We start from the raw sequence: 15,405 nt of genomic DNA on the forward strand, positions 1-15,405 counted from the left end.
CCCTTGAACTCAGCCGGTCCACGGGGAACCATGGTGTTTGTGGGGATTGCATAATTTCAAACACCCGTTGCGGAGGGCCGAACCGTGTTGCATCTGAAAAACTTTGATCTTGAAGATCTGGCCATGGCGCTGGAAAACCATTTCATGGATTACGAGACGTTCTTCTGGGTGGATCCGGCCACCGGCAAGATTGAACTGTGGAGTGAAGAAGTTGCGGATGAGGCAGATACCGAAGGCTGGGACGTGGACGACCGCGGCGGCATCCGCATCGATCCGATTGAAGCCAACGAGGGCTACCGGGACATGGAACGATTCATTTCCGGCGTTCAGAACGCCCGCCACAGGGACCGGCTCACACTGTCAATTGACCGCAACAAGCCCTTCCGCCACTTTAAGGACGCAATCCACCAACTGCCGGAAGAACTCACCCAGTGGCACGAATTTCACGACGCCGCCATGAAAGTCCGGGCCATCGAGTGGTTGCGGGACAACGAGCTGATCAGCTGGGACGAAGCCGAGACCGCCCTGGCCACGAGCCCCTGACCCGGATGCGCACACCAAGGCCGGCGCCCGGCCATGCCCGCGCCCAAGGCAACAACACCGTTAAAGCCAAGTGCCGCCGTCGTACTTGAAAAGTACGACGGCGGCAGCGTCTCGACCAGCGAAACCAGTGGGAGGCTTACGCCTCGACGATGATGACGGTGTAGACCGGCTTGCGGCGCAGCGCCCGGTCGGACCAGCGCAGCAGCGCCTCGGCGATCGCCTTTTCGGCAACCGGGCCCGTCTTCTCGCCGCGGAGCGCGGAGACTGTCTTCTCCACAATTCCGTTGGCCTTCTCCAGGTCCTTCGGCGTGAGGTTGAAGCCCACGGGGAAGAATTCCGGATCTTCCTCGATCTTTCCGGTGTCCGGATTGACGATCAGCAACAGCGTGACGGCGCCATCGGCACCCAGGCGGAGGCGGTCCTCCAAGGACTCCTCCGTCGCCGCGCCGGCAACCATGTTCTCGACGTACACGTACGCGGCGGGAACGCTGCCGGCGATCTTGGCCACGCCGTCCTTGAGGTCGAGCACGGTGCCGTCCTCAACGATGAACGCGTTCTTCGGGTCCACGCCGGTGCGGACAGCCAGCCCCGCGTTGGCCTTCAGGTGGCGGTATTCACCGTGCACAGGCATGACGTTCTTGGGACGGACCAGGTTGTAGCAGTACACAAGCTCGCCGGCGCTGGCGTGTCCGGAGACGTGAACCTTCGCGTTGCCCTTGTGGATGACGTTGGCGCCCTGCTTGGTGAGGTCGTTGATGAGCCGGTAGATCGATGACTCGTTGCCGGGCACCAGTGAGCTGGCCAACAGGACGGTGTCGCCCTCGGTCAGGTTGATCTGGTGGTCGCCGTTGGCCATGCGGGCCAGGGCGGCCATCGGCTCACCCTGTGAACCGGTGCAAATGAGGACGGCCTTGTTGGGGGCCATCTTCTCCAGTTCCTTGGCGTCAACGAGCATGCCGCGCGGGATCTTCAGGTAGCCCAGTTCGCGTGCCGTGGTCATGTTGCGGACCATGGAGCGGCCAACGAAGGCGATCTTGCGGTTGTACTTTTGCGCCGAGTCGATGATCTGCTGGATGCGGTGGACGTGGCTGGCGAAGCTGGACACCACAACACGGCGCGGGGCCGTGCGCATGACCTGGTCGATGGCCGGGATCAGGTCGGCTTCAGCCGCCAGGAAGCCGGGCACTTCGGCGTTGGTGGAGTCGGGCATGAACAGGTCCACGCCTTCCTCGCCCAGACGGGCAAAGCCGGCCAGGTCGGTGATGCGCTTGTCCAGCGGGAACTGGTCCATCTTGAAGTCACCGGTTTCCAGCACCAGGCCGGCAGGCGTGCGGATGGCAACGGCCAGACCGTCCGGGATGGAGTGGTTGACTGCCAGGAATTCGACGTCGAACGGGCCGAACTTGCGGCGGTCGCCTTCCTTGACCTGGATCATCTTGCCCTTGATCCGGTGCTCGTCGAGCTTGGTCTTCAGGAAGGCCAGGGTCAGCTTGGCGGAGATGACGGGGATGTCGCCGCGGTGCTTGAGCAGGTACGGGACACCACCGATGTGGTCCTCGTGGCCGTGGGTCAGCACCAGGCCGACAACGTCCTGCCAGCGGTTCTTCAAATAGGAGAAATCAGGCAGGATCAAGTCAACGCCGGGGTGGTGCTCCTCAGGGAACAACACGCCACAGTCGACAATGAGCAGCTTGCCTGCATATTCGAAGACGGTCATGTTGCGGCCGATTTCCCCCAAACCTCCGAGGGCGACGATGCGCATGGCACCATCGGCGAGGGCGGGCGGGCTTTGGCGAACAGTTCTTCTCATGGATTCCAGACTTTATTGTGTTGTGGGCGTCAGGCTGGCGATGTTGCGCCGCCGTTTGTTGCGATTCTTTCGGCCAGGGACTGACCGGTATCGCTAAAAAATTAGGGGGTTGCTTAGCTGATTTTACCACCGCCGCGGTGCTGGAATTCCCGCACCCGCCGGAGGGTGCGAATGCCGCGTCAGGGGAGGTGCCGCCGTCGTGCCATAAAGTACGACGGCGGCACCTCGCTTCGCTGGACCCGGGCACCTTAATTGGTGGCCGGCTCCCAGCCGATCGCGGGGGCGATGTGTTCGGCAATGTTGGCCAGCATCTTCGTGTTGTAGGCAACGCCGAGCTGGTTGGGCACCGTGAGCATGACCGTGTCGGCGGCTTGGACTGCGGCATCGGCGGCGAGGTCGCGGGCAATGTCGGCGGGGTCGCCCATGTAGCTCTTGCCGAAGCGGGAGAGCAGTCCGTCAATCATGCCGACCTGGTCCTTGCCGTCCGCTTGGGCACGGAGCCCGAAGTACATGTTGTCCACGTCGTCAACCACGGGGATGACGCTGCGGCTGACCGAAACGCGGGGCGCAAAGTCGTGGCCGGCCTTCGCCCACGCGTCACGGAAAAGCTGGATTTGCTCGGCCTGCAGCTGGTCGAAGGGCACGCCGGTGTCTTCGGTGAGCAGGGTTGAGCTCATCAGGTTCATGCCCTGCCGCGCGGCCCATACGGCCGTGGCGCGCGATCCTGCTCCCCACCAAATGCGCTGCGCCAACCCTGGTGACTGCGGCTCAATGCGCAACAGCCGGTCTCCGCCCATGGACGCATGGCCGCCGGGCTCGGCCACGCCGGCACCTGAAATGGCGTGCCGGAAGGAGGCCGTGTGGCGCCGGGCCATGTCGGCGTCCGTCTCGCCATCGAGCGGGTGATGGCCGAAGTCGGCAGCACCGTTGGCGGCGGGTTCGGGTGAACCACGGCTCACGCCGAGCTGGAGGCGTCCGTCGCTGATCAAGTCGGTGGCCGCAGCCTGCTCGGCCATGTACAGCGGGTTTTCATAACGCATGTCGATCACGCCGGTGCCGATTTCAATCCGGCTCGTGCGGGCAGCAATGGCGGCCATCAGGGGGAATGGGGCTGCCTGTTGCCGGGCAAAGTGGTGGACACGGAAAAATGCCCCGTCGATGCCCAGTTCCTCGGCGGCAACGGACAAGTCGACAGCCTGGTGGAGGGCCTCGGCAGCCGAATTCGTTTGGGATCCGCGGCCCGTTCCGTAGTGGCCAAAGGAGAGGAATCCGATGCGCTTCTTGATATTTGTTTCCATGGTTGGCACAACGTCAAGCACCTGCCGACTATTCCATGCGTACGCATATAGTCGGCCGGCGGTCTGCCGCCGACAGCCGACTGTCGGCGGGACTGGCTGCTACCGCTTCTTGGTGATGTGGGCGACTGGATCCGCAGATTCATCGGCCGCGCCGCGCGCCTTCTTTTCCGCGCGCTTGGCCTTGATGGCGTGCCCCTTGTCGACCTTCTTGTGTTCGTGGTGGTGCGGCTGCTTGTCAGGCATGGTGAACTCCCTGTGCATCCAAGTCGTTACGCACCGGGCCGGACGGTCCAACGCGCCCCCTCCTTGAACGTTACGCCTGTTTGCACACCGCCGAAAGGGCCCCGGACAGGCCCGCAACAGAGCGGGCGTCGGGAAAAACACCCCCACAAGTGAGCGAGCGTTCGTCGAAACTGCCCCATAAGTGAGCGAGCGTCGAGGAGGGTCGGCGGCGGGTCAGGCGTCCTGGCGCCAGGAGTTCCACAGCGCGGCGTACGCGCCGTCCTGGGCCAGCAGCTCGTCGTGCGAGCCAAGCTCCGAGATCCGGCCCTTTTCCACCACGGCCACCCGGTCGGCGTCGTGCGCTGTGTGCAGCCGGTGCGCAATCGCCACCACTGTCCGTCCCTCAAGGACGGCGCTGAGCGAAAACTCCAGGTCGCGGGCGGCCTGCGGGTCAATCAGCGACGTTGCCTCGTCCAGCACCAGCGTGTGCGGGTCGGCCAGCACCAGCCGGGCCAGCGCGAGCTCCTGCGCCTGCGCCGGTGTCAGCGTGTGCGAACCCGAACCAACCTCGGTGGCCAGGCCCTTGGGGAGGGCACGCACCCAGGCCAGGGAGCCGACGTCGGACAGGGCCTTTTCAATTTCGGCGTCGCTCGCGTCCGCCTTGCCCAGGCGGACGTTGTCGGCCAGGGTGCCCACAAACACGTGGTGTTCCTGCGTGACCAGGGCAACCTCGCCGCGCAGCTCGTCCAGCGGACGGTCAACCAGCGGCACCCCGCCCACTGTGACGGAGCCGGAGGTGGGGCCGTGGATGCCTGCCAGCAGGCGGCCCAGGGTGGACTTGCCGGCGCCCGAGGGACCCACCATGGCCAGCCGCTCCCCCGGCCGGAGGGTGAGGTCGATGCCGTGCAGCACGTTGTGGCCGGGGCGGTAGGCGTAGCGGGCCTTGTCGACGACGAGTTCGTCGTCCGCGGGGATGGCGTCCGTGGCCGTGCGGTCCGCCTTGACGTCGCGGATGCCCACAATGCGGGCCAGCGAGGAGGCGCCCACCTGAATCTCATCGATCCACATGATCAGCGTGTCCACGGGGTCGATGAGCTGCATGGCATACAGCGCAACCGTGGCGACCATGCCGGTGGTGACCAGGTCCTGGGACGAAAGCCAGCCGCCCCACAGCAGCACCGCGGCGACCGGGAGCCAGAAGGAAAATTCGGCCACCGGGAACAGCACTGTGCGCAGGCCCAGCGTGTACTTCTCGCGTTCAAAGCAGTTGCGCAGGGCGGCGTCGATCCGGTCGCGGCGGTGCTGTCCCAGGCTCAGCGCGTCAACCGTGCGGGCACCCTCGATGGTCTCGGTGATTGATCCGTTGAGCCCGGCGTAGCTTTCCCGCTCGGCCAGGTAGCCGGGGGTGGCGCGCCTGAGGTACCAGCGGGTGACGGGCACCAGCAGGGGCACGCCGACCAGCAGCGCCACGGCCACCAGCGGACTGGTGAGCAAGGCGGCGGCCGCAGTCAGCGCAATGGTCGCCACCGAAACCAGCACCTGCGGCACACCAAAGCGGACAGTGTGCGAGACGGAGTCAACGTCATTGGTGGTGCGGGACACCAGGTCGCCGGTGCCGGCCTTTTCCACCGTGGACAGCGGCAGGGACGTGACCTGTTCCATGAATTCTTCGCGGAGCTGGGCAAACACCTTCTCGCCGAGCACCATGCCCTTGCGCCGGGCCCACCGGGCCAGCACCGTCTGGACAATCACGAATCCGGCCAGGCCCAGGGCCACCGCGGCAACAAAGCCGGTGGTGGTGCCAACGCTGATGGCATCCACGAGCCGGCCCAGCAGGAACGGCCCGGCCAGCCCGGCAATGGCCGACACCACGTACAGTCCCACCACACCGGCCAGCGGCCTGCTGTGCATGCGCATCAGCCGCAGCCCCTCGGCCTTGACCTCGGCGGCATCCGCCACGGGCAGCTTCGTCCCAGCCATTAGTTTCCCCCTCCGGGTGTGCTGTTGTTGTCCAAAAGTTCGACGTCGTCCAGTGCATTGGCGCCGGCCGTTGCCTCCGCTGCGGTTGCGTTGGGCGGGGTGGCGTGGCCGTCCATGCCTTCGCCGCGGATCACCACCTTGCGGTAGCCCGGGACGGTGTCCAGCAGGTGCCGGTGTGTGCCCTGCGCCAGCAGCTGCCCGTCCTGCAGGAACGCCACGGTGTCCATGGCACCCAACAGCAGCGGGCTCGCTGTCACCACCACGGTGGTTTGCCCCGGCGTCCCGCGGGTGCGGCGCAGGGCTGTGGCGATGCGGGCTTCGGTGTGGGCGTCAACGGCGCTTGTCGGTTCAATCAGCACCAGCACCTCGGCCTCGGTCAGCACGGCCCGGGCCAGCGTCAGACGTTGGCGCTGGCCGCCGGAAAAGCTGCGGCCCTTCTCCGTCACTTCGTCGTCCAGTCCGTATTCCAGGCCGTCAAACACGTCGTCGGCGCTGGCCACGTCGATGGCCGCCATGATTTCCGCGTCGGTGTGGTTCCCGGCGGGGTCCAGTTCCTGCCGCAGCGTCCCCGTGAACAGCTGGGGTTCGGCGTCGGAGACAACAATGCGAGAGCGCACCTCGCGCAGCGGCATCATGTGCAGCGCTTCGCTTCCCCAGCGCACCTCCGCCTCGCGCAGCACGGCGTCCTCAAAGCGCCCCAGCCTGCGGGCCAGGTCTGCCGATTTCGCGGGGTCGTCCGAGACGATGGCGCTCAGCCCGCCCGGGGCAACCAGCACGCCTGAAACCGAGTCAAGCAAGGCGCTCGGTGCGGCCGGGGCTGGGACTGTTGTCTCGGCGTCGTGCACTGCGGAAGGGGTGGCCAAAACATCGATGATGCGCTTGGCCCCGACCTGGGCGCGGATGAGGCGGGAGACGGCGTCGGCGGCTGTCCGGATGGGCGAGACGAGGAAGACCGCATACCCGTAAAGTGCCACGAGCTGGCCGGCCTCGATTTGTCCGGACACGGCCTGCAGCGCACCGATCCAGGTGAACGCCACGCTGAACACGCCGACGACGAAGACCTGTGCGGCATCCAGGTCGGCCAGTGAATACGCGACCTTGTTGCCGGCCAGCTGCGTTTCCCGTGAGCGTTCCCGGTAGCGCTCAACGAAGATGTGCTCGCCGCCGATGCCGCGCAGCACACGCAGCCCGGCCACGGTGTCGGCACCCAGGGCGCTCATTTGCCCGGCAGCCTCGCGCTGCGCTTTTTGGCGCCGCTGCAACGGGCGGATGACAAACAACATCGCGGCACCGCACAGCGGCACACCGATCAGCACCACCAGGCCCAGCTCCCACGAGGACTGGAACACCAGGAACGAGACAAGCAGGTAGCCCACCACGGATCCGGCCAGGCGGGCGGCCACATCAAAGATCTCACCGATGCGCATCGCATCGGAAGCACAGGTGGAGACGACCTCGCCGGTGGAAAACTTTTGTGGAAGTGCATCCCCGCTGCGCGTCACCTTGTGCCCGACGACCTGCGCGGAACGGAAGGCTGCCTGCATCCAGTTGCTCACGGCGGCGCGGTGGCGCAGCGTGGCCGAAACTGACTGGACGACGGTCAACCCGACCAGCAAACCCACCCAAGAGGTGAGCCGGGCAAAGTTGCCGGGCAGGATGCCCTGGTCGATTGCCTGTCCCAGGACGTACGGGGTCAGTGCCTGGCACACGGTCCAGATCGATCCGTACATGATGCCCAGCAGCAGCGTGCCGCGTTGGGCACCGGCCAGCCACAGCAGGTACCGTCCGGGCGAACGGAGGTCCGGCTTCTTGGCGGGTTTGTAAGGAAACGAGCGCACTACGGCCTCCTAACAAATGGTGGATTGGCAGGCGTAACAGGCGCGATCCGGCAATCCGCCTGCAAGGCGGAGCGATCGGCGCGGGGCGGGGGCTGCGTTATCTATCTCACAAGTAGTTACACTAACGCACACAACGGCGTATTTCCACCATGAAACCGCATTGCCTGTCAGTGCTCGGCCAGGATCACCGAACAGGGACAATCAGGGGAGACCGTTGGCTGCACAGCATCAACACAATATGGTTGGCATCGTCGAATTTCACCGGCAGAAACGCAGCCAGCGCCGGCAGATCTTGACACTGTAGTTCCTGGGCTGGCTCGCCACCACATGAACGTTCCTGCAGCTCTGGTGGGTTTTTCGTAAACGCTCGCGCAGCTCTGGCGGGCGGGGCGCCGCCGGCGGGTGTCCGGCGTCGTACCTTGACACGACAGGACCGGATTTCGGCGGGCCCGGCCACGGCTGCCCGGATGGGATCAGCGGAAGAGCCCGCTGTAGGCGTTGAGGGCCAACTGTCCGCCGAGGTGCGCGTAGAGGACGTTGCTGGTGGCCGGAATGTCCCGGGATTTCACCAGATCGATGAGCCCGGCCATGGATTTTCCTTCGTAGACGGGGTCGATGATCATGCCCTCGAGTGAGCCCGTGAGGTGGATGGCGTCCAGCGTGGACTTGACAGGGATGCCGTAGCGGTCGCCGGCCCAGCCTTCGAGGACGGTGATTTCATCGTTGCGGAGCTCGCGGCCCAGGCCGATGAGTTCGGCGGTGTGGCGGGCGATCCGGGCGACCTGCGCGCGTGTTTTCTCGATCGTGGCCGAAGCGTCGATGCCGATCACGCGGCGCGGGCGCTCCTGGCCCGCGAACCCTGCGACCATGCCTGCGTGGGTGGAGCCTGTGACGGTGCAGACCACGATGGTGTCAAAGAAGATGCCGAGTTGCTGCTCCTGCTTTTCAACTTCGTAGGCCCAGTTGGCGAAGCCGAGGCCGCCGAGGTGGTGCTCGGAGGCGCCGGCAGGGATGGGATAAGGCTTGCCGCCGGCGTCCTCGACCTCCTTGATGGCCTGTTCCCAGCTGCTGCGGATGCCGATGTCGAAGCCGGCTGCGTCGAGGCTGACGTCGGCACCCATGATGCGGGAGAGCTGGATGTTGCCGACGCGGTCACTGAGCGGGTCCGGCCAGTCGACCCAGTTTTCCTGCACGAGGCGGGCCTTCATGCCCAGCTTGGCGGCGACGGCGGCAACCTGGCGGGTGTGGTTGGACTGGTACCCGCCGATGGACACGAGCGTGTCCGCGCCCTGGGCGATGGCGTCCGGGACGATGTATTCAAGTTTGCGGGTCTTGTTGCCGCCAAAGGCCAGACCGGAGTTTACGTCCTCTCGCTTGGCCCAGATGGTGGCGCCGCCGAGGTGCTGGGTCAAGCGGGGAAGGTCATGGATCGGACTGGGGCCAAAAGTAAGGGGGTAGCGTTCAAAATCTGAGAGTGCCATGACGTCCTTGTCTCGTTGGGACCTTGTATGGGTGCCGAACAGCAACTATTGATATGCAATATATTGGATACGACAATGGGCGGAGTGTCAAGGGGGCGACCGGTCCAGGCCCGGTGGACGCGGCCCGTGGCACCTCTGGACGCTTCAGCGGGCACGGCGATATATCCTATGTTGCATGCCGACTCCCCTGCCGCACGGAATCCACAAACGCTCGCTGTTGCGCAATGACGTGTACGAATCCATTCGCGACGCCATCGTTGACGGCACCTTCGCCCCCGGCGAGCGCCTGCGCGATCCCGAGCTTGAAGCGTGGCTCGGCGTGAGCCGGACGCCGATCCGCGAGGCGCTGCTGCGGCTTGAGCGGGCGGGGCTGATTGAGGCCCGGCCCGGCCGGGCAACCATCGTGGCACCGCTGGACCCCGCATCCACCGTGAGCGCGCAGCAGGTTGTCGCGGCCATGCACGAACTGGCAGCCCGGTTGGGCGTGCCGCTGCTGGCCGATGAAGACCTGGCCGCGATGACCGTGGCCAATACCCGTTTCGCTGCTGCCATCAAGAGGAACGACGCCGATGCCGCCTTGGCCGCCGACGACCAGTTCCACGACATCCTGGTGGGTGCCTGCGGCAATGAGATGGTGCCCGTCATGCTGGAACAGGCGATGCCCGTGCTGCGGAGGGTTGAGCGGCAGCGTTTCAGTTCGCACGCCGCACAGCATTCGGTGACTGCCCATGCGGAGATTATCCGGCTGGCCGCTGTGGGTGACGCTGACGGCGCGGCGCTTGCCACCCGGGAAAATTGGCTGTCACTGGGCGGCTGAAGCGCCGGACGGCTCTCAATGAGTGCACGCACCGCCAATAAAACGGGTGGGGCGCAGCACGGTTCCGCGTTGCACCCCACCCTGTGAACATGCAGCGGCACTACACGTGCACGCCCCCGCCCGTTCGGGACAGCCCGGCCTGCGGCGAGCCCCATCCGGTGAGTGCAGCCTTCACCGCCGGGTTCCTCTCTGCCTCCAAGGCCTGTGCGTAGGCAGCGGTGATGACATCGTCAATGCGCACCCGCTGCCCGGTGTCGGCGGACTGCACAGCCGCCTCCACCATGGCCAGCGAGTGGATGTTGGAATGGATTTCCCCGTCGGGCTCCACGCCGCTGCGCACCGCTGCAACAAACTCTGCCAGCGATCCGGCGATTTGTTCCGGGCGACCGTCGGAGGCAGGAACCTCCAGCGCCGCCCCGTCGGGTCCCTCCGCTGTCGGGGCATGTTCCCCGTCCCACAGTGCTGTTCCGTGTTCGCCGTTCACGCGCCATTGCCCGTTCCAGGACGTTTCCTTGCCATCGGCGCACCAGGAGCCTGAGTACACATAGCGGAGGCCGCCGGCGAACTCAAAGATGGCGGTAGCAGCGGCGTCGGCCTGGTACCAGCTCCAGGCCGGGTTGAACTCTTCGCAGTACACGCTGACCGGTTCCTGCCCGGTGAGGTGCCGGACGGCGTCGAACGGGTGGATGGCCATGTCCACGAGCAGCACATGGTCCATCTCCTCTCGGAAACCGCCAAAGTGCGGGGCCTTGAAGAATTCCGTGGTGATGACACCAATCCCACCCAGCCCACCGGTGACCGCCTTGAGCTGGGCCAGGGAGTTGAAGTAGCGGCGCGACTGGCTGATCATCAACAGCTGGCCGCTGGCCTCGGCGCTGGCTGCCAGGGACAGCGACTGGGCAACAGTTGGCGCGGCGGGCTTCTCGCACAGCACCGGCAGGCCGGCAAACATGGCCTCGACGTTGACGGGGTGGTGCGCCACGGGCACTGTCACATTGACGACGGCGTGGGCACCGGTTGCGGTGGCAACGTCGCTGACGCTGGTCCCCACGACCACGCCCGTGAGCCCCTTGTCGGCGAGTGCTTGATGGGCGGTGTCCGTGTTCAGGTCAACCAGGCCGACCAGTTCCACGTCCGGGTTGGCGGCAATCGTGTCCAGCCAGGCCTTGCCCATGCCGCCGGCACCGACCTGGACCAGGCGGAGCGGGCCGGGCGCATCAACGGTGGCGAAAGCGCTCAATTGGACATCGCCCCCTGGTATCCGCGGCCGTTGTGGAAGTCTTCGGTTTCATAGCGCAGCAGCACGGGCTCGGCACGTTCCGGGCGGAGGGTTCTTGCCCACTGGACTCCGTTGGCGATGACCTTGCGGATCTCTTGCTGGTGGTAGACCGGGAAGTCCTGGTCGCCGGGGCTGAAGAAGAAGATCTTGCCAAATCCGCGACGCCAGGTCATGCCGCTGCGGAACACTTCGCCGCCGGTGAAGGTGGACAGGAAGATCAGCTCATCCGGGGCCGGGACGTCGAAGAATTCGCCGTACATTTCCTGCGCCGGGATGATGAACGGGTGTGGCACGCCCTGGGCAATGGGGTGGGTGGGGTCAACCGTCCACACGATTTCCCGGTCTTGTTCCGAGCGCCAGCGCAGGGTGCAGGAGGTGCCCATGAGCTTGCCGAAGATCTTGGACCAGTGCCCGGAGTGCAACACCAGCAGGCCCATTCCCGCCAGGACGTGCCTGTGCACGCGCTCAACAACCTCATCGGAAACGTCTGCGTGCGCAGCGTGCCCCCACCAGACCAGGACGTCGGTGGCGGCGAGGACCTCCTCGGTCAACCCGTGTTCGGGATCGTCAAGGGTCGCGGTGCTGACTTGGACGTCGGAGCCCAGATTCTCTTCGATGCCTTCCCTGATGGTGTTGTGCATGCCGTTCGGGTAGAGGTCCCTGACTTTTTGTTCAACTTGTTCGTGCCGGTTTTCTCCCCACACAACAACTTTGATGGGGGTTTTGGGGCTGGTGAGTCCAGACATTTTTTCGCTTTCTTTACATGGTGGTGCAGGGAATGTGGGTCCGGAATTTTGGGTTCCGGATGATGGAATTCGCCTCTGGCGGGCCGGCGGGCTGGAGGTGCGTCGCTACTTCACGGCCCCGCCTGTCGCGCCGGCGGCGATGTACTTTTGTGCCACCACCAGGAGGACGATGGCCGGCAGCGAGGACAACACGGCGGTGGCCATCACGGCGCTCCAGTTTGAGACCTGGGTGCCGAGGTACTGGTAGATGCCCAGCGTCACGGGACGAATTTCATCGGTCGTGGTCAGGGTCAGGGCGAACAGGAAATCACTCCATGCGAACAGGAAGGCGAACAGGCCCGCGGTGATGAGCGCATTCCTGGAGATCGGCAGTGCGATCGAGACAAATGCCCTGAGCTGGTTGGCGCCATCCACCCTGGCAGCCTCGATGATCGAAGCCGGAATGCTCATCATCGACGCCCGCATGATCAAGATGGCGAAGGGGATGGCATGGGTGGCATCGGCCATGACCAGCCCGGGGATGGAGTTCAACAGTCCCAGGTCGTTGTAGGCGGCATACAAGGCGTTGGCAATGACAACGCCGGGAATCATCTGGGCGATGAGGATGGCCAGGAGCGCCCAGCTGATCCACCGGAACTTGAACTGGGCCAATGCGTAGGCAGCCGGTGCCGCGATGACCAGTGTGACGGCCACCGTTCCCAGCGAAATGATCAAGCTGGTGAGCAGATTGCGGCCCTGGTCGGCGATTGCCTTTTCATAGCCGGCAAAGCTCGGGTTCCACGGGAAGAAGTCCGCCGACAAGGTGTTGCCCGACGGTTGCAGGGACGCGTTGACCATCCAGTAGATGGGGAACAACATGAAGGCCAGGAACAAGATGCCCAGAAGAGTGGAGGTTCGGGTTCGGATGGCGCGCCGCCGGAGGGCTGTCATACGGACGGCCGGACGCTTGAGCTGTGCTGTGGTCATGGGGCCCTCCTACTCATCGACGGCGCGGCGATTTGCCCGCAGGTAGATGACGGCGAAAATCAGGGAAATGAGGATCAGGATGTTGGAGAATGCGGCGCCCACACCGAATTCGAAATTGACGAAGGATTCCTGATAGGAACGCACGGCAATGGTTTGGGTTGCGTTGGCGGGTCCGCCGTTGGTCAGACCGAGGATGATGTCCAAGACCTTGCTCGTGTAGACAACGCCAAGGATCAGCACCACGCTGACCACAGGCCGCAGGTTTGGCCAGGTGATGTGGCGGAAGGCTTTCCACCCAGTCGCACCATCGAGGGCCCCCGCTTCATAGAGTTCGACCGGAATATCCTGGAGTCCGCCATAAAGCAGCGTGACGTTGAAGGGGATGCCAACCCAGATGTTGACCAGGATGACGGCGATCAGTGCCACGTCCGGACTGGTCAGCCAAGGAATGGCGGGGATCCCAAAAGTGCCCAGGAATTGGTTCAAAATTCCGGAGTCCTGGTCGAGAATGGACCGCCAGGTTGCACTGGCAACAATCAAGGGCAGCAGCCACGGCAGCAACAGCATGGCGCGCAGGAAGCCGCTCAGCGGGAAACGGCGGTTGAAAAAGCAGGCCAGGGCGAGGCCAATGACGAACTGCCCGGCGATGGAGGCAATCGTAAACAGGGCCGTGTTGAGCAGGGCCGGGCCAAACAGGTTGGAATTGATGACTGTCAGGTAGTTCTCGATCCCCACCCAGGGGGCCTCGCCGGTGAAGAAGGTTTTCGTCGTGTAGTCCTGCAGGCTCATCATGACGTTCTTGACGACCGGGTACCCGAAGTACAGGAGCATGTAGACCCCGGCGGGAATGACAAAGAGCAGCTTGGCAAAACTTTCATTGGCGAAGAAGCGGTTTCGCGGTTTGCGCCCGGGCGTCTTCGCCCGCGCACCGGCTTGAGCAGCCCGTGCCGGAGAGTCTGTTGAAAGGGAAGTCATGGGGGCCTTTCCGCCGGCTCCGCCGCAAGAGCGGCGGAGCCGGCAACGATATGGTGTGGGCGTCAGCCCTTGGCAGCCTGGGCGAAGGCTTCGTCCACAGTGGCCTTGCCCGTCAATGCGAGCTGGATGGCCGTGTAAATCTCGGTTGCAGCCTTGGGCCATTCGGCGCCCAGCTCACCCGTGCGGGACCGGGCATTGGCGATCTGCTCGGTGAAGGCCTCCATGTCGGGCATCTTCTCCACGTACTCCTGCGCCAGCTCAGGCTTCGTCGGCACCGTGTAGCGGTCCGTGCTCAGGGACAGCTGGGTGTCATCGGCGGTGAAGCAGCTGATGAATTCCGCAGCCTTGGCTTGCTTGGCCGAGTCGCCGGTCTGCGGGATGGTCCACACCTCGCCGCCCAGGGGTGCGATCGGTGTCTGGCCGGCCTTGTTCACGGGCACCTGCACCGAACCCCATTCCAAGGAGGTTTCGGCGTTAAGGGCGGGGATCTGCCACGGCCCATTGATCATCATGGCTGCCTTGCCCGACATGAACTGGTCCTTGACGTCACCCTGGCCCCAGTTGATGACGCTCTGGGAAGCAGCCCCGCTGTCGACGAGGTCTTTCCACAGCTGCAGGGCTTCCTTGTTTTCCGTGGAATCCAACGCTGTCTCGCTGCCGCCGTTGGTCCACATGAACGGCAGGAACTGCCAGGCGCCCTCATACGTGGCAATGGCGGAGAAGGCGACCCCGAACTGGCTGTCGTGGGTCAGCGCCGCGGCCGTTGCCTTGAGTTCGTCCCAGGTTGTGGGCGGCGTCAGCCCGGCGTCGGCCAGGATTTTCTTGTTGTAGAAGAGTCCCAGGGTGTTGGCTGTGGGTGCCAGCCCGTAGACCTCCCCCTCGAACGTTCCGGCGTCGAGCATGCCCTGCGCGAAACCGGAGGTGTCCACGCTGAAGTCGCTGAGCGGGGCCAGGCCGCCGGTGGAGGCAATCTCCTGCAGGTCGGGATTGTCCAGCATCAAGATGTCGGGCAGGGTCTTTGAGGAGGATTTCTGCAACACCTTTTGAATCAGGTCCTTGCCGGGCACCACTTCACGGGTGATGGTGACACCGATCTCACTTGCACACTTGTCAATGGCCGTCTGGATCAGGGCCTTGTCCGGATCATTGTTGTAGTAGTCCATGAGGGTCAGGGTGGACGCGTCGCCGGAGGCGCTGTTGCCCCCGCCTCCGCAGGCTGTCAGGACGAAGGGTGCGATGGCTGCGATGGCCAAGATCTTGGTCATGCGGGTCTTTGCTGGAATCTTCACGGTAGCTCCTTTGCTCGTTGTGGTAATGCAGTGGTCGAAGCGCTTCGATCGGGCCCGGCGGCGCTGGCTACTGAATGCCCAAGGGACTGTGCCGCCGGCTGCCCCGTGACGTCCCGGACAAACGAACAGTAAAGCGCTTTACTTGCGGCTGTGACATTGAT

Annotated in this window: 13 protein-coding genes; 2 read left to right on the forward strand and 11 right to left on the reverse strand. The window is 64.5% G+C overall.

The genetic code is table 11. The features are described from left to right. Positions 1-84 precede the first annotated feature (84 nt). Positions 85-543 carry a UPF0158 family protein gene (locus AC1L6K_RS00695; RefSeq protein WP_480950839.1) on the forward strand — a complete coding sequence of 153 codons (459 nt, stop codon included), beginning with the start codon at positions 85-87 and terminating at the stop codon, positions 541-543. 136 nt (positions 544-679) lie between these two features. Here AC1L6K_RS00695 and AC1L6K_RS00700 read toward each other — a convergent pair whose 3' ends face one another. The 6 genes from AC1L6K_RS00700 to AC1L6K_RS00725 form a co-directional block, all read right to left on the reverse strand. After that, positions 680-2,353, reverse strand: coding sequence for a ribonuclease J (locus AC1L6K_RS00700; RefSeq protein ID WP_480950840.1), 1,674 nt, complete (start codon positions 2,351-2,353; stop codon positions 680-682). A gap of 248 nt (positions 2,354-2,601) precedes the next feature. Then, complete coding sequence (locus AC1L6K_RS00705; protein WP_480950841.1) at positions 2,602-3,651, reverse strand: LLM class flavin-dependent oxidoreductase; 1,050 nt, start codon at positions 3,649-3,651, stop codon at positions 2,602-2,604. Positions 3,652-3,750: 99 nt separating this feature from the next. Then, a complete protein-coding gene (locus AC1L6K_RS00710; protein ID WP_480950842.1) occupies positions 3,751-3,894 on the reverse strand; it encodes a hypothetical protein in 144 nt (47 codons plus the stop codon). A gap of 213 nt (positions 3,895-4,107) precedes the next feature. Further along, positions 4,108-5,853, reverse strand: a complete 1,746-nt coding sequence (locus AC1L6K_RS00715) for an ABC transporter ATP-binding protein (protein WP_480950843.1) — start codon at positions 5,851-5,853, stop codon at positions 4,108-4,110. After that, a complete protein-coding gene (locus AC1L6K_RS00720) occupies positions 5,853-7,691 on the reverse strand; it encodes an ABC transporter ATP-binding protein (protein ID WP_480950844.1) in 1,839 nt (612 codons plus the stop codon). The genes AC1L6K_RS00715 and AC1L6K_RS00720 overlap by 1 nt, the downstream gene beginning before the upstream one ends. 473 nt (positions 7,692-8,164) lie before the next feature. After that, entirely contained in the window at positions 8,165-9,172 is a 1,008-nt protein-coding gene (locus tag AC1L6K_RS00725; protein ID WP_480950845.1) for a 1-aminocyclopropane-1-carboxylate deaminase, read from the reverse strand. Between the two features lie 175 nt (positions 9,173-9,347). Between AC1L6K_RS00725 and AC1L6K_RS00730 the strand changes: the two genes are divergently transcribed. Then, positions 9,348-9,989 carry a GntR family transcriptional regulator gene (locus tag AC1L6K_RS00730; RefSeq protein WP_480950846.1) on the forward strand — a complete coding sequence of 214 codons (642 nt, stop codon included), beginning with the start codon at positions 9,348-9,350 and terminating at the stop codon, positions 9,987-9,989. A gap of 100 nt (positions 9,990-10,089) precedes the next feature. Here the strand turns inward: AC1L6K_RS00730 and AC1L6K_RS00735 are convergent, their stop codons facing one another. The 5 genes from AC1L6K_RS00735 to AC1L6K_RS00755 all read right to left on the reverse strand — a co-directional run bounded on the left by AC1L6K_RS00735 (position 10,090) and on the right by AC1L6K_RS00755 (position 15,244). Further along, positions 10,090-11,229 (reverse strand): Gfo/Idh/MocA family protein, encoded by a 1,140-nt coding sequence (locus AC1L6K_RS00735; protein WP_480950847.1) that lies wholly within the window; start codon positions 11,227-11,229, stop codon positions 10,090-10,092. After that, positions 11,226-12,014: a ThuA domain-containing protein gene (locus AC1L6K_RS00740; protein WP_480950848.1), complete on the reverse strand. Its 789-nt coding sequence runs from the start codon at positions 12,012-12,014 to the stop codon at positions 11,226-11,228. Before AC1L6K_RS00740 ends, AC1L6K_RS00735 begins: the two co-directional genes overlap by 4 nt. 105 nt (positions 12,015-12,119) lie before the next feature. Further along, positions 12,120-12,980 carry a carbohydrate ABC transporter permease gene (locus tag AC1L6K_RS00745; RefSeq protein ID WP_480950849.1) on the reverse strand — a complete coding sequence of 287 codons (861 nt, stop codon included), beginning with the start codon at positions 12,978-12,980 and terminating at the stop codon, positions 12,120-12,122. A 9-nt stretch (positions 12,981-12,989) separates the two neighbouring features. Beyond that, entirely contained in the window at positions 12,990-13,955 is a 966-nt protein-coding gene (locus AC1L6K_RS00750) for a carbohydrate ABC transporter permease (RefSeq protein WP_480950850.1), read from the reverse strand. Positions 13,956-14,017: 62 nt separating this feature from the next. After that, positions 14,018-15,244: a sugar ABC transporter substrate-binding protein gene (locus AC1L6K_RS00755; RefSeq protein ID WP_480950851.1), complete on the reverse strand. Its 1,227-nt coding sequence runs from the start codon at positions 15,242-15,244 to the stop codon at positions 14,018-14,020. Positions 15,245-15,405 lie beyond the last annotated feature (161 nt).

This window comes from Specibacter sp. BI4 (assembly GCF_056680095.1).

Coding starts and splice junctions, on each gene's coding strand:
- AC1L6K_RS00705 (WP_480950841.1), bottom strand. CDS start 3,651: ATGGAAACAAATATCAAGAAGCGCATCGGATTCCTCTCCTTTGGCCAC.
- AC1L6K_RS00725 (WP_480950845.1), bottom strand. CDS start 9,172: ATGGCACTCTCAGATTTTGAACGCTACCCCCTTACTTTTGGCCCCAGT.
- AC1L6K_RS00700 (WP_480950840.1), bottom strand. CDS start 2,353: ATGAGAAGAACTGTTCGCCAAAGCCCGCCCGCCCTCGCCGATGGTGCC.
- AC1L6K_RS00710 (WP_480950842.1), bottom strand. CDS start 3,894: ATGCCTGACAAGCAGCCGCACCACCACGAACACAAGAAGGTCGACAAG.
- AC1L6K_RS00750 (WP_480950850.1), bottom strand. CDS start 13,955: ATGACTTCCCTTTCAACAGACTCTCCGGCACGGGCTGCTCAAGCCGGT.
- AC1L6K_RS00730 (WP_480950846.1), top strand. CDS start 9,348: ATGCCGACTCCCCTGCCGCACGGAATCCACAAACGCTCGCTGTTGCGC.
- AC1L6K_RS00740 (WP_480950848.1), bottom strand. CDS start 12,014: ATGTCTGGACTCACCAGCCCCAAAACCCCCATCAAAGTTGTTGTGTGG.
- AC1L6K_RS00745 (WP_480950849.1), bottom strand. CDS start 12,980: ATGACCACAGCACAGCTCAAGCGTCCGGCCGTCCGTATGACAGCCCTC.
- AC1L6K_RS00715 (WP_480950843.1), bottom strand. CDS start 5,853: ATGGCTGGGACGAAGCTGCCCGTGGCGGATGCCGCCGAGGTCAAGGCC.